The 12,985-nt window shown below is 49.8% G+C and carries 11 protein-coding genes; all 11 read left to right on the top strand.

All coding sequences use genetic code 11. From position 1 onward, the window contains the following. Positions 1 to 378 (top strand): acetyl-CoA carboxylase biotin carboxyl carrier protein subunit (locus JF818_RS05850; RefSeq protein ID WP_198891046.1); only part of this gene is annotated, 378 nt, incomplete at its 5' end. 13 nt (positions 379 to 391) lie between these two features. Further along, on the top strand, positions 392 to 1,582 hold the full coding sequence (locus tag JF818_RS05845) for a sodium ion-translocating decarboxylase subunit beta (RefSeq protein WP_198891044.1): 1,191 nt from the start codon (positions 392 to 394) through the stop codon (positions 1,580 to 1,582). A gap of 97 nt (positions 1,583 to 1,679) precedes the next feature. Beyond that, positions 1,680 to 2,618, top strand: a complete 939-nt coding sequence (locus JF818_RS05840) for a carboxylesterase (RefSeq protein WP_198891042.1) — start codon at positions 1,680 to 1,682, stop codon at positions 2,616 to 2,618. Beyond that, positions 2,605 to 3,090: a dCMP deaminase family protein gene (locus JF818_RS05835; protein ID WP_198891040.1), complete on the top strand. Its 486-nt coding sequence runs from the start codon at positions 2,605 to 2,607 to the stop codon at positions 3,088 to 3,090. The genes JF818_RS05840 and JF818_RS05835 overlap by 14 nt, the downstream gene beginning before the upstream one ends. Continuing rightward, complete coding sequence (locus JF818_RS05830) at positions 3,087 to 3,986, top strand: 1-phosphofructokinase family hexose kinase (protein WP_198891038.1); 900 nt, start codon at positions 3,087 to 3,089, stop codon at positions 3,984 to 3,986. The genes JF818_RS05835 and JF818_RS05830 overlap by 4 nt, the downstream gene beginning before the upstream one ends. Before the next feature lie 242 nt (positions 3,987 to 4,228). Next, positions 4,229 to 5,260 (top strand): BMP family protein, encoded by a 1,032-nt coding sequence (locus JF818_RS05825; RefSeq protein ID WP_198891036.1) that lies wholly within the window; start codon positions 4,229 to 4,231, stop codon positions 5,258 to 5,260. Between the two features lie 78 nt (positions 5,261 to 5,338). Then, complete coding sequence (locus tag JF818_RS05820) at positions 5,339 to 6,877, top strand: ABC transporter ATP-binding protein (protein ID WP_198891034.1); 1,539 nt, start codon at positions 5,339 to 5,341, stop codon at positions 6,875 to 6,877. Continuing rightward, on the top strand, positions 6,861 to 7,964 hold the full coding sequence (locus JF818_RS05815; RefSeq protein WP_198891032.1) for an ABC transporter permease: 1,104 nt from the start codon (positions 6,861 to 6,863) through the stop codon (positions 7,962 to 7,964). The genes JF818_RS05820 and JF818_RS05815 overlap by 17 nt, the downstream gene beginning before the upstream one ends. After that, on the top strand, positions 7,961 to 8,905 hold the full coding sequence (locus JF818_RS05810) for an ABC transporter permease (RefSeq protein WP_198891030.1): 945 nt from the start codon (positions 7,961 to 7,963) through the stop codon (positions 8,903 to 8,905). Before JF818_RS05815 ends, JF818_RS05810 begins: the two co-directional genes overlap by 4 nt. A 250-nt stretch (positions 8,906 to 9,155) precedes the next feature. Continuing rightward, entirely contained in the window at positions 9,156 to 11,735 is a 2,580-nt protein-coding gene (gene xdh, locus JF818_RS05805) for a selenium-dependent xanthine dehydrogenase (RefSeq protein WP_233066428.1), read from the top strand. Between the two features lie 173 nt (positions 11,736 to 11,908). Beyond that, positions 11,909 to 12,763, top strand: a complete 855-nt coding sequence (locus tag JF818_RS05800; protein WP_198891028.1) for an AraC family transcriptional regulator — start codon at positions 11,909 to 11,911, stop codon at positions 12,761 to 12,763. The last annotated feature ends 222 nt before the right edge of the window (positions 12,764 to 12,985 follow it).

The following is a 12,985-nucleotide window of genomic DNA, read 5'->3' as shown; positions in this document are numbered from 1 at the left end:
GCCTATGGCGTTAAGCTCACCAAGAACTCCGCCAAGGTTAATGGCAATGACTATCCTCTCAATGTTGCTTTCGGTATTGACGAGAGTGCCATCGAGGCAACCAAGGATGCTGCCGCTAGTGCTCCTGCTGCAGCCAGCAGTGCTGCCGCTGCTCCCTCTCATGAAGCTGTCTCGGTCAATGCACCAATGCCAGGTCTGATCCTCCGAATAGACGTGAAGGAAGGCCAGCAGGTCAAGAAGAACCAGGTGCTTATGATCATGGAAGCCATGAAGATGGAAAATGAGATCTATGCTCCTTGTGATGGCGTAGTAACCAAGATCGCCGTAAGCCAAGGCCAGCAGATGCAGAGCGATGACGAATTGCTGGTGATCAGCTAAAGGAGACTCTGAGATGATTGGTTCCGCGTTTAATCAACTCTGGCAGTCCACTGGACTGTTCGGATTCTTGGGGTTGGCAGAAGGCTTCGGTGTTGGCAATCTTGTCATGATCATCGTTGGCTTTGTCCTCCTCTATCTTGCCATAGTAAAGAACTTTGAACCTTTACTGTTGGTAACTATTGGGTTCGGTTGTATCCTCTCGAATATCCCTATGGGATATGCAGCAAGCATTGATCCTACCTCAGGAGCTCCTGGGTTTATCAAGCTGTTGTTCGATATGGGTATTGATACCGGTCTCTTCCCGATCTTGATCTTCATGGGTGTTGGTGCAATGACGGACTTCGGCCCGCTTATTGCAAACCCCAAGACCCTGTTGCTCGGCGCAGCAGCCCAGGCAGGCATCTTCGTTGCCCTGCTCGGCGCCCTTGCCCTGAGCTTCATCCCTGGGATCAACTTTGACCTCTTCGCTGCTGGTTCCATCGGAATCATCGGAGGTGCTGATGGTCCGACGGCTATCTACGTGACCAGCCGTCTTAAACCGGATTTGCTGGGCCCCATCGCCGTAGCTGCCTACAGCTATATGGCATTGGTTCCCATCATCCAGCCCCCGATCATGCGAGCCCTGACCACCAAGGAAGAGCGGATGATCAAGATGAAACAGCTTCGACCGGTCTCAAAGCTGGAGAGAATACTCTTCCCCTTGACCGTTCTGACCGCTTGCGCAATCTTGCTCCCCTCTGCTACCCCGCTCATCGGTTCACTGATGTTCGGTAACCTGGCCAAGGAGTGCGGTGTGACCAACCGTCTTTCGGATACCATGCAGAATGCATTGATGAATATCGTAACGATCTTCCTCGGTCTCTCTGTTGGTTCGAAGATGGAAGCTTCCCACTTCCTCAACCTGAACACCCTGGGAATCCTTGCTCTTGGCATGATTGCATTCGCTATCGGTACTGCATCCGGCTTGCTGATCGCAAAACTGATGAACAAGCTTGATCCGAAACATCCAGTCAATCCACTTATCGGAAGCGCTGGTGTATCGGCAGTTCCAATGGCTGCCCGTGTTTCCAGCAAGGTCGGTCAGGAGTCTGATCCCCAGAACTTCCTGCTCATGCATGCCATGGGCCCGAACGTAGCTGGTGTTATCGGCTCTGCCGTTGCAGCTGGTGTCTTGCTTGCAGTCATTCCGTTCATGATGGCCTAGCAGAAAATTTGTTACCTATCCCAAGAGCCTATCCTAACCGATAGGCTCTTGTTTTTTGCCCTTTCCTTCATTGGGTCTCTGGGATATAGTTAAGGCCATGTGGTATATCATCCTCGTCCTCATCATTGCATTCATACTCTGGAATACGACCTTGATCGGGTATCGTGACAGGAATGTCGAGCCCCTCACTGTCGATGATTCCAAGGTATGCTGTGAGGAAGCAAAGAGTATCATCATGACGAAAGAAGGAAGTAAACAGGCCATCTTGCTTGTTCACGGCTTCCCCTCCACCCCCTCGGTCTACCACTACAGTGCTGAGCGGTTTTTCGAAGCGGGACTGGATGTACATGCGCCTCTGATGCCTGGCTTTGGAACAGACCCTAACCAGTTTGCCCACACCACCTTCACCCAGTGGTTCTCCTACCTCTGTAAATACTATGAAACCCTGAGAGGGCAGTATGAGACACTTTATGTGCTGGGTATCAGCATGGGGGGTATAATGACCCTGAAGCTCGGAGAAACCTACTGCCAGAGTACAATTGCTCCCGATAAACTGGTAACCATAGCGGCCCCTGTGGTCTACAACAGCCTGAAGGACGGCATCATCACAGATTGGAAACAATACATATCCCGAACTTTAGCTCTCTTCACTCCCTCGATCGGGGCACATGTGGTTACTGGCAATCCTAAGGGAGAAGACGGCAGTGAGTACTGGTATGGCTATGGAGGGCTTTTTATCCGTCCCGGGATGAGCTTGGTCCATGCCATGAAGGATGTCAGAAAGAATCTTGGAAAGATAACCTGTCCCCTCTTTTCCATTCATGATGTCAACGACCAGACTGTTCCGTTCAAGAATCTCAAGATCATTGAGAAGGAACACAATAGTGTTGACTTCCATATCCTTGAAACGGAGATGGACAACTACAACCACAGTAGACATGCCCTTCTCCTCTATCGATCTATCCAGCAATCATTAACCGATACCATTCTTGAATTCTTGCGAAAAAAGGAGAGTACAAATCATGCCCAAACGTAAAGACTATCTCAGTTGGGACGAATATTTCATGGGAGTGGCAGTCCTTTCGTCACTCAGAAGCAAAGACCCGAGCACCCAGGTGGGAGCATGTATCGTGAACACCGACCATAAGATCGTTGGTGTTGGATACAATGGTTTCCCGATCGGGGTGGATGATGATGACATCCCCTGGGAAAGAGAAGGAGAGTGGCTCGAGACAAAGTATCCCTATGTCTGCCATGCTGAGCTGAACGCCATCCTCAACGCAATCAGCAGCAACCTGAAGGGGTGCACGCTGTACGTTGGCCTGTTCCCTTGCAATGAGTGCGCGAAGGCAATCATCCAGTCAGGGATCAAGGAAGTGGTGTTCCTCTCTGACAAGTACAGTGAAGCAGACAACACGAAAGCATCCAAGTTGATGTTTGACAAGACCGGTGTTGCCTACCGACAACTGGTTCCCCAGCATGGTTCGATTCTGCTCAAATTGTCATGAAGATTCTTTCTGTCTGCCTGAACCCAACTTTCCAGATTACGATGCGCTTCCCCTCTTTCTCAATCGGGGAGGTGAATCGTGCCCAGGAACACTATCTGGATGCATCAGGGAAGGGTATGAATGCAGCCAGGATAGTCAGCCAACTTGGGCATAAAAGTCTCTTGCTTACCCACTTGGGTGGGAACCGCACAGAGGAGATGATTGACCTTTGCAGGAAAGATGGGGTTTCCCCGCTCTGGGCGGATAGTGGAAGTGCCATCAGAACCTGTGTAACCGTCATCACAAGCGAGGGTGCAACCGAGCTGGTCCAGGAACCTTTTCCTGTTGATCCAGCCTGTGAGCGACCTATAAGAAACCTCTTCTCCCAAAACATCAAGGATTGTGACGGTGTAATCATTCTTGGAACCCGTGCTCCTGGGTATTCAGACAGTCTCTATGCAGACTTTGTCAAGGAAGCGAAAACACTGGGGAAGTTTGTCTTGCTCGACCTAAAGGGTGAAGACCTGGAGCGCTGTCTCCCCTACCACCCCGATGTGGTGAAGATCAACCTCAGCGAAGCAGTCCAGACCTTCCTTGGGATCAAGCTGGCAGAACACCAGGATACCGATGATCTCAAGGGGACTGTGAGGGAAATGCTTGGAAGGTTGTATGGGCAGTATGGGAGTACATTCGTACTCTCTCGAGGATCATCTGAACTCTGGGTACAGAATTCTCATTTTTTTAGTTCTCCAACCATAGAAACAGAGGTAGTGAATACCATCGGGTGCGGAGATTCCTTGAGTGCAGCCCTGACGGTGCAGTTGCTAAAGGGAGAAAAACTGCAACAAGCAGTAATCAACGCAACAAAAGTTGCAACAATGAGTGCAAAATCTATACATCCTGCAAGCATTGTCTAGTTTTCTGACTCATATGAATGGTGCATAAAGATAGTAATACTTTTATGTTTCACTAAAATTGCAACATATAAATCTTCATTTTCCCTCGATATTCACTGTAAATATCACTGATAGCTCAATTTATGAATCGATAATTTCGCAACTATTCACATATTTCTTTTGACAGAGCATACAATCCACCTCTATACTGAAAAAAGCTTAGACCCAGTAAAATGGGTCGATATTCCAAGAGGAGAAGGAACATGAAAAAATTTCTGACAATTCTGTTTTGTCTTGCGCTCGTCAGTGGCTCGCTTTTTGCTGCAGGCAGCAGTGAAGCCCCAGCTGAAGAGGCTGATTCCAATGTGGTCAAGATTGCCTTGATCATCGAGAATACCATTGACGACAAGGGCTGGTGTCAGGCAATGCACGATGGCATCATCGCTGCCCAGAAAAGCCTGCCTGGTCGTATTGAGTACAGCTACACAGAGAAGATGAAGCCAGTTGATGCCGGTTCTGCTGCACGCCAGTATGTTGCCCAGGGTTTTGATATCATCATCGCCCATGGAGCACAGTACAAGAACCTCATCATGGAAATGGCTGAAGAGTATCCTGATGTTTCCTTCGCCTTTGGAACCAGCGCCGAAGTTGGTCCGGACAATGTATTCACCTACATGCCAGAAAGTGAAGAGACCGGTTACCTTTCCGGTATCATCGCTGGAATGACCACCAAAGCCAATGTCATCGGCCTTGTTGGTCCTGTTGATGCAGGGGATGCAGCCCGCTACAACCGTGGTTTCGTCCTCGGTGTCCAGGCTGTCAATCCAGAAGCCAAGATCATGGTTGCACACAGTGGATCCTTCAGTGATTTCGTAAAAGCTGGAGAGGTTGCACAGTCCCAGATCAGAAGCGGTGCCGATGTATTGACCGGAAGCAGCCAGCAGGCTCTCGGTGCTCTTCGTGCCGTAGCTGACTACCCCAATGAAGAGATTTGGTGGGTTGGTCAGGATATCGCTCAGATTCACATCACCGAAGGCTACAAGGTTATTGCAGCTTCATCCTACAACTATGCATCCGTCATCGAAGGCCTCGTTGCCAAGCTTGATGCCGGCGTCTTGGGCGGAGAGGTTATTCCTTTGAACTTCAAGAACGGTGGATTTGTATTTGAGTTCAACCCTGAACTCGAAAACATGTATGCAGGAGAGATTGAAGAGAAGGTCAATGCGGCCATCGACTCCTTCAAGGCTGCAAGTGGGACCATCAACTACACCAGTGTTGATTACTCCAAATTGTAAGCACATTGTTTCCCAGTCATGCAGGGATTACACTGCATGACTGCTTTTTTTTGATTATTTCCCACGGAGGCTTCCCCCATGGAACTCACACAGAAGAAAATAACCAACCTACGCGTGGAACACATCACCAAGCGCTTCCCTGGAGTCTTGGCAAGTGATGACATCACCTTGGAGATATCCGAGGGCCAGATCCTTGCGCTGGTTGGAGAGAACGGAGCGGGCAAGACGACCTTGATGAATATCCTCATGGGTCTCTACCAGCCGGATGAAGGGCGCATACTCATCAACGGTGAGGAAGTGCATTTCCGCTCCCCGAATGATGCCTTTGCAGCAGGACTTGGCATGGTACACCAGCAGTATATGCTGGTTGCAAACATGACCGTCCTGGAGAATATTGCCCTTGGATACAAGGCAGCATGGTCACCACACAAGTTGGACCTTGAGATGGTGCGTGAGCGGATCAATGAAGTAGCGAAAAAATACGGGCTCGTAGTAGACCCCGATGCGTATATTTGGCAACTCTCCGTTGGAGAGCAACAGCGGGTGGAGTTGGTAAAGACACTCTGTCTGGGTGCACGGTTCCTGATACTGGATGAACCAACCAGTGCCCTCACCCCACAGGAGACTGATGAATTAATCGCACTGCTCAAGAATATGAGCAGCGAACTCTCCATCATCTTCATCAGCCACAAGCTGCAGGAAGTAAAAGACCTCTCGGACAAGATCACCATCCTTCGTCATGGTGCGGTTGTCTTCGAGGGAAATACCCATGAACACTCCCCTTCTGACATTGCTGCCTTGATGACCGGACATGAGGTTGACCTCCCCCTGAACGAGGAGCCCGCATGTGAGGGAGTACCTGTTCTGGATATCAAGAACCTCAATGTGAAGAGCGACCGTGGGTTCCTGGCACTGCAGGACCTGAACCTGACCATCTGCTCCGGTGAGATCGTCGGTCTTGCCGGTGTATCAGGAAATGGGCAGAGGGAACTAGCCGAGGCCATCAATGGCCTAAGGAAGGTAGAGAGCGGAGAAATCCAATTCTACGGCGAGAATATTGCAAACAAGAGCCCTCACCACATCATAGAAGCTGGCATGGGCTATATCCCTGAGGAACGTAATACAGAAGGCATTGTTCCTTCCTTCTCGATGAAGGAGAACCTTATCCTCAAGGATTCAGAGCATGATGAATTCAGCAAACATGCATTCCTTAAGAATAAGGCCATAGACAAGAATGCCGAGGACCTGCGTGTTAAGTTTGATATCCGCAGCCCCAATATCTCCGTTGCAGCTGGATCACTCTCTGGAGGAAACATCCAGAAAGTAATCCTTGCCCGAGAGATCTCGAGGAGACCAAAATTCCTGATCGCCGTCTACCCCATCAGAGGCTTGGACCTCGGGGCAGCAGAGTTCATCCATAAGCAACTCTTGGAGATCAGGCGTGAAGGAATAGGCATCCTCCTCATCAGTGAGGAACTGGATGAGATTCTCGACCTTTCAGACCGTGTGGCGGTAATCTTCAAGGGACAGATCCAGAAGGTGCTTGATAGAACGGACGCCAATCGAAGGAGTCTCGGTATTTTGATGGCAGGAGTGAAAGATGACCAAACAGTTTAGGATACTCTACAAGGTTACCATCATCATTCTGGCCATTCTGGCTGCAATGTTGATCGGTTCGGTAATTCTATTGACCATCGGGGCTGATGTCTTCAAGACCTACATGGTTATTCTCTTTGAACCATTGAAGACAACCCTCCAGTTCACCGAGGTTCTGATCAGGGCAATACCGCTCACGATCATAGCCCTCGGCATTTCAGTTGCCTACAGAAGCGGCATCATCAACATCGGTGGAGAGGGACAGATGGCTATGGGAATTCTCGGTACCACTGCCGTGGCACTTGCATTCCCTGAACTTCCAAAACCCATCCTTCTCCCGATGGCAGTTCTGGCTGGAGCAATGGCAGGAGGAGTCTGGGGCTTCATCCCAGGTATCCTGAAGGCTAAGCTACAGGTCAGCGAGTTGCTTTCAACGGTAATGCTCAACTACATTGCCGCCCAGTTCTACACCTTCATGCTCCGCGGACCTTTCCTCGATCCAGCAGAGCTCACAATGGGTAGCGGAACTCCCCAGTCCATGAGACTGTCAAAGGGAATCTGGCTTGACCGATTCCTCAAGGGAACCCGACTACATACCGGTATCTTCTTTGCCTTGTTGCTTGCATTGCTTATCTTTTTCCTCCTGTGGAAAACCAACTATGGATATAAGATGCGAGCAGCTGGGGCAAGTGCCCGGGCAGCCAAGTACGGCGGTATCAGCGTTACCTGGTATCTGGTCATTGCCATGGTCATCAGTGGCGCGTTTGCCGGTATGGCAGGAGCCATTGAGATAGCAGGCGTACACCGCCGAGCAATTGAAGGTATTACCGGAGGGTACGGATTCAGTGGAATCGTTGTTGCCCTATTTGGAGGATTGCATCCGGCAGGCATCATACCGGCATCATTCTTCTTTGGACTTTTGATCGTTGGAGCTGACATGACCCAACGTATGGTTGGGGTACCGGCCAATATGGTCAATGTACTGCAGGGTGTCATCATCCTGGTCATCGTTGCTACCAAGATGATCCTCGCCGACCCCTACCTGATGGAACGGATCTGGCGTAAATACCAAGGAATAGGCAAGAAACATGTGGAGGTGGAAGCATGAACTTTATCGTAAACATCCTGAGTCTGGGCATCCCCTTCTCCGTCGCCCTTCTCATCGCCAGCCTTGGAGAGATGTTCAATCAGAGAGCAGGTGTCTTCAACCTTGGCTGTGAAGGTATTATGGCAATGGGAGCATTCCTTGGAATGCTTGTACCCTACAGCATTGGGCAGGGTGGCCCGACCTCTGGCATGTACAATGTCCTGGGGTTGGCTCTTGCAATGGTTGTGGGCGCGTTGTTTGGAATCTTCTTCGCCTTTGTTGTGGTCACATTCCGTGCACCGCAAGGTATTGCCGGTATTGGACTGCAGATGTTTGGGGTTGGAACCGCAGGCACACTGTTCCGCCACTTCATCGGTGGTACCCAGTCAGTTCCTGGCATTGGGAATCTTCCCATTCCAGGACTCTCCAAGATCCCATTTATCGGTCCAATTTTCTTTAGCCACAATGTCTTGGTTTATCTCGCTTTCCTCTTCGTTCCTCTTGCATGGTACATCCTGTTCAAGACACCATGGGGACTCAGGGTACGTGCAGTTGGCACAAATCCGCGTGCCGCTGACTCAATCGGTATCCAGGTCAACAGGGTTCGCTATCAGGCACTTGCTGTGGGAGGTGCATTGGCTGGCTTGGCGGGTGCATACCTCTCTCTAGCCCAGGTGAAAATGTTCAGCGATGAGATCATCGCAGGACGAGGGTTCATCGCAGTTGCCTTGGTTTACTTCGGACACTGGCATCCGGTGAAGATCATGGGTGGAGCACTGCTGTTCAGCCTGGCACAAGCCTTGCAGCTGGCCATCCAGGGGCAAGGCATCAACTTCCCCTACGAGTTTGCGGTCATGTTGCCCTATGTGATGGTCATCATCGTCCTCGCATTCAGCAGGGAGAGCCAGCTTTTAGGCCCAACATCCCTTGGAAAACCGTTCAACAGAGAGAAGCGTATTTAGGATATCTGCATCAATGGTAGAGATGGGCGTTGCTCATTTCTACCTTGCTTAGATTATATTTAATAATTTGCGGTAAACTACAACACCCTCTGCAACAGACATGTAACTACCGCAACAGAATGTTGACTTTTTTACGGGTTCATTGCAATCATGAAGATGTATAGCATCACAGACCGACGTATCCAATTCTGGGTACTGACGCTAAGCGGCTAGCACCTGTTCCCAAAAAAAACATACGTACCAACGTACGATGGAGAGCACAGCTATGTATGCATTCAGCGTAAATGGAAATCAGATTACATACAACGGAGAAGACAAGAAACTCCTTAGATTCCTCCGTGAAGACTTGAATTTGACCGGCACCAAGGACAGCTGCAGTGAGGGTATTTGTGGTACCTGTACTGTCTTGGTGGACGGAAAGAAAATGAAGGCCTGTACGATTCCTCTCTCAAGGCTTGAAGGGAGGACGGTTACCACCATTGAGGGTCTCTCTGCACGGGAATCAGAGGTCTATGCCTACTGTTTTGCTGAAGCTGGGGCAGTTCAGTGTGGGTACTGCACCCCCGGTATGATCATCAGCGCGAAAAGCCTGCTCGATACGAATCTTTCCCCTACCCGTGAAGAAGTGACAAAAGCGATCAGGGGGAATATTTGCCGCTGCACTGGATATAAGAAGATAGAGGAAGCAATCCTGATGTGCGCGGAGTTCTTCCGCGAAAACCGTTCAGTCCCTACAACGGAGGAAGAGCCAAAGCTCGACAAACGTTACCGCCGTGTGGATGCTGAGCCCAAGGCACTGGGGAAAGGTTTATATGCCGATGACATCAGAATACCCGGCATGCTGCATGCAAAGGCTGTCCGTTCTGCATTTCCTCGTGCAAAGGTTCTTTCCATTGACGATATAAAAGCAAAGTCACATCCTGATTTTGTCCGCATCATCACCAGTGATGAAGTGCCTCACAACATTATCGGGCACATCAAACAAGACTGGCCTGTATTCATTCCTATTGGCGAGATTACCCGGTACACAGGGGATGCCATCTGCCTTGTCGTTGGAAAGAGCCCTGAAACGTTGGAAGAAATTGCAAACCTGGTTGAAGTATCTTATGAAGTGCTGCCCCCTGTTCTCGATATCTATAAGGCACTCGAGGAAGAATCCCCAAAGGTGCATGAGGATGGAAACCTACTCTCACTGGAACATATACAACGAGGGGATGTAGAGAAGGCCTTCAAAGAGAGTACACACGTCATTACCAGAACCTACAAGACCCCTTACACTGAACATGCATTCATGGAGCCAGAGTGTGCTGTAGGACTGCCTGAAGGTGAAGATGGTGTTCTTGTTCATACCTCCGGCCAATCCATCTATGATGAGCAGCATGAGATCTGTACGATGCTTCAGCTGCCAGCGGAGAAAGTACATTGTCACAGCATGCTCGTCGGTGGTGGGTTCGGAGGGAAGGAAGATATGAGTGTCCAGCACCATGCAGCGCTTGCTGCCTGGATACTCAAAGCACCTGTCAAAGTGAAACTGACCCGCCAGGAGAGCCTACAGGTCCATCCAAAGCGTCATCCAATGGATATTGAGATCACGACCAGTTGTGATGATAAAGGGCACCTTACCGGTGTAAAGGCAATTATTATGGCCAATACAGGAGCATATGCTTCCCTTGGGGGACCTGTGCTCCAGAGAGCATGTACCCATGCCTCCGGTCCATACAACTTCCAGAACTTCGAGGTTATCGGCAAGGCAATTTATACGAATATGGTCCCCTCCGGTGCCTTCAGGGGTTTTGGTGTTACCCAGAGTTGTTTTGCGGTGGAGTCAAACATAAACCTGTTGGCTGATGAATTGGGCATGGATTATTACGAGATTCGGAGAATCAATGCACTTAAGCCAGGGGATATCATGCCGAATGGACAGATTGCAAGCGAAGATACCGGAGTCATTGAGTGCCTGGAGGCGGTAAAGGATGCCTACTACTCCTCCCCCAGAGCAGGCATTGCCCTTGCATTCAAAAACACTGGCTTGGGTGTCGGTTTTCCCGATACCGGTCGTTGTATTCTTTCCGTTGAGGAGGGTAAGGTACATATCAGGACCAGTGCAGCATGCATGGGACAGGGAGTAGCCACAGTCTGTACCCAGATGCTGGGTCAAACGTGTTCCCTGAAGGCTCATGAGATTGTAGTGGAAGCTCCCGATACCTCCAGAACCCCTGATTCAGGAACCAGCACAGCAAGTCGCCAGTCGGTGTTTACAGGTGAGGCGGTGAGAAGAGCCGCCTTAAAGCTGAAGGACGATCTACAGGTATCATCCCTCAAGGAGCTGGAAGGCAAGGAGTACTATGGAGAGTACACATCCATCACCGACCCGATCACCAGTAAAAAGAAGAATCCTGTAAGCCATGTTGCATACAGCTATTCGGCCCAGGTTGTCATCTTGGATGAAGAGGGAAAACTGGAAAAGGTTGTTGCTGCCTGTGATGTTGGCCAGATAGTCAACCATCAAGCACTAACCGGACAGATAGAAGGTGGGGTGACCATGGGTCTCGGTTATGGATTGACCGAGGATTTCCCGATTGAGGAAGGGTACCTGAAGGTCCGCTATGGTACCTTGGGACTGCTCCGCAGCACCGATGTACCGCCCTTGGAGGTAAAGCTGGTTGAAGGTCCCGGAAAGCATCCTGTTGCCTACGGGGTTAAGGGCGTTGGAGAACTTACCACCATCCCTACTGCTCCTGCATGCCAGAATGCATATTACCGCTATGATGGAAACTTCCGATTGTCCCTTCCCTTGGAAGATACGCCCTACCGCAAGAAGAAACACTAAGCTCCAAGAGTATTCTCAAAACACCCAAGGAATTGAACCTTGGGTGTTTCTTTATGATCCCAACCGGGCAGATTTCTCTGCCCTAAGAAAATCTTGCAAACCTCGCAGGATTGTGCATCAATGGAGAGGATACATTTGTTTCCCTACTCCATACTGAGACTCGAGGTCAGAGAATGCAATGGATTGAGCGATTGAATGAAGCACTTAACTATGTGGAAGAACACCTAGATGGTGAAATTTCTTATGAAAAAGCGGCCCGGTTGGCAAACTGTTCAACCTACCACTTCCAGAGGATGTTCACCTATATAGCAGGAGTTCCCCTGGGAGAGTACATCCGTAGAAGGAAGCTGACCAAGGCAGCCCTAGCACTACAGCAAGGGGAAAAAGTCTTGGATGTTTCGCTACGCTATGGATATGACTCCCCTACCTCCTTCACCCGGGCGTTTCAGACACTCCATGGAGTGAACCCCTCTGAAGCGAAGAAGGAAGGTGCTTCCTTGAGAGCTTTTCCAAGGATCAGCTTCAGCCTGACCATCAAAGGAGACCAGGAAATGGAGTATCGAATTGAACGGAAGGACGCATTTCGCGTAACGGGGGTTTCTCTCAAGCTTGTCAAAGACATGGAAGAGAACATGAAAACAATACCGCAGTTCTGGGGTGAGAAGACCATGGATGGAACCATTCCCAAGCTGTGTTCACTCTTGAAACCAGGGCATGGACTCTTCGGTCTCTGCACCAACACCGATGAGAAAGACTATTGGCTCTATACCATAGGAATTGAACTGGATGAAGGTGCTACCCTTGAAGGGCTGGAAACCCAGGAAGTGGATGCTGCACTTTGGGCGATATTCCCCGGTAGGGGGAAAATGCCTCAAGTTATCCAAGATGTAGAACGACGTATCATGACCGATTGGCTGCCAACCAGTGGATACGAACTGGCAAAAGGGGTTGATGTTGAGTTGTACCTCTCAGAAGACCCTTCTGACCAAGCGTTCGAGGTCTGGATGCCGATCAGGAAACAAGGCTGATTATTACTGATTGATAGAGAGCTCCTTAGGGGGCTCTCTATCATAATTGGACACTTTGTATAGAAATCCATACCAAAAGCGGGCCTTTCGCTGTTTTGAGTGGGTAGAATCCTAAAGAGGCAAAGTGATAGTGGAAAACTCTGGGAGTGCTGTGGTACTGTTTTGGTATCATAGGACAGAGAGGTAATTCACGATGAACGGATTCTCCCAGACAGACATCTT

It is taken from the genome of Sphaerochaeta sp. S2 (genome assembly GCF_016406725.1).
Taxonomy (GTDB): domain Bacteria; phylum Spirochaetota; class Spirochaetia; order Sphaerochaetales; family Sphaerochaetaceae; genus Sphaerochaeta.
This window is presented reverse-complemented; position numbering and strand designations above follow the sequence as displayed.

Excerpts from the sequence above, each read along its gene's own strand:
- JF818_RS05845 (WP_198891044.1), top strand. The coding sequence starts at position 392 with ATGATTGGTTCCGCGTTTAATCAACTCTGGCAGTCCACTGGACTGTTC.
- JF818_RS05840 (WP_198891042.1), top strand. The coding sequence starts at position 1,680 with ATGTGGTATATCATCCTCGTCCTCATCATTGCATTCATACTCTGGAAT.
- JF818_RS05835 (WP_198891040.1), top strand. The coding sequence starts at position 2,605 with ATGCCCAAACGTAAAGACTATCTCAGTTGGGACGAATATTTCATGGGA.
- JF818_RS05830 (WP_198891038.1), top strand. The coding sequence starts at position 3,087 with ATGAAGATTCTTTCTGTCTGCCTGAACCCAACTTTCCAGATTACGATG.
- JF818_RS05825 (WP_198891036.1), top strand. The coding sequence starts at position 4,229 with ATGAAAAAATTTCTGACAATTCTGTTTTGTCTTGCGCTCGTCAGTGGC.
- JF818_RS05820 (WP_198891034.1), top strand. The coding sequence starts at position 5,339 with ATGGAACTCACACAGAAGAAAATAACCAACCTACGCGTGGAACACATC.
- JF818_RS05815 (WP_198891032.1), top strand. The coding sequence starts at position 6,861 with ATGACCAAACAGTTTAGGATACTCTACAAGGTTACCATCATCATTCTG.
- JF818_RS05810 (WP_198891030.1), top strand. The coding sequence starts at position 7,961 with ATGAACTTTATCGTAAACATCCTGAGTCTGGGCATCCCCTTCTCCGTC.
- xdh (WP_233066428.1), top strand. The coding sequence starts at position 9,156 with ATGGAGAGCACAGCTATGTATGCATTCAGCGTAAATGGAAATCAGATT.
- JF818_RS05800 (WP_198891028.1), top strand. The coding sequence starts at position 11,909 with ATGCAATGGATTGAGCGATTGAATGAAGCACTTAACTATGTGGAAGAA.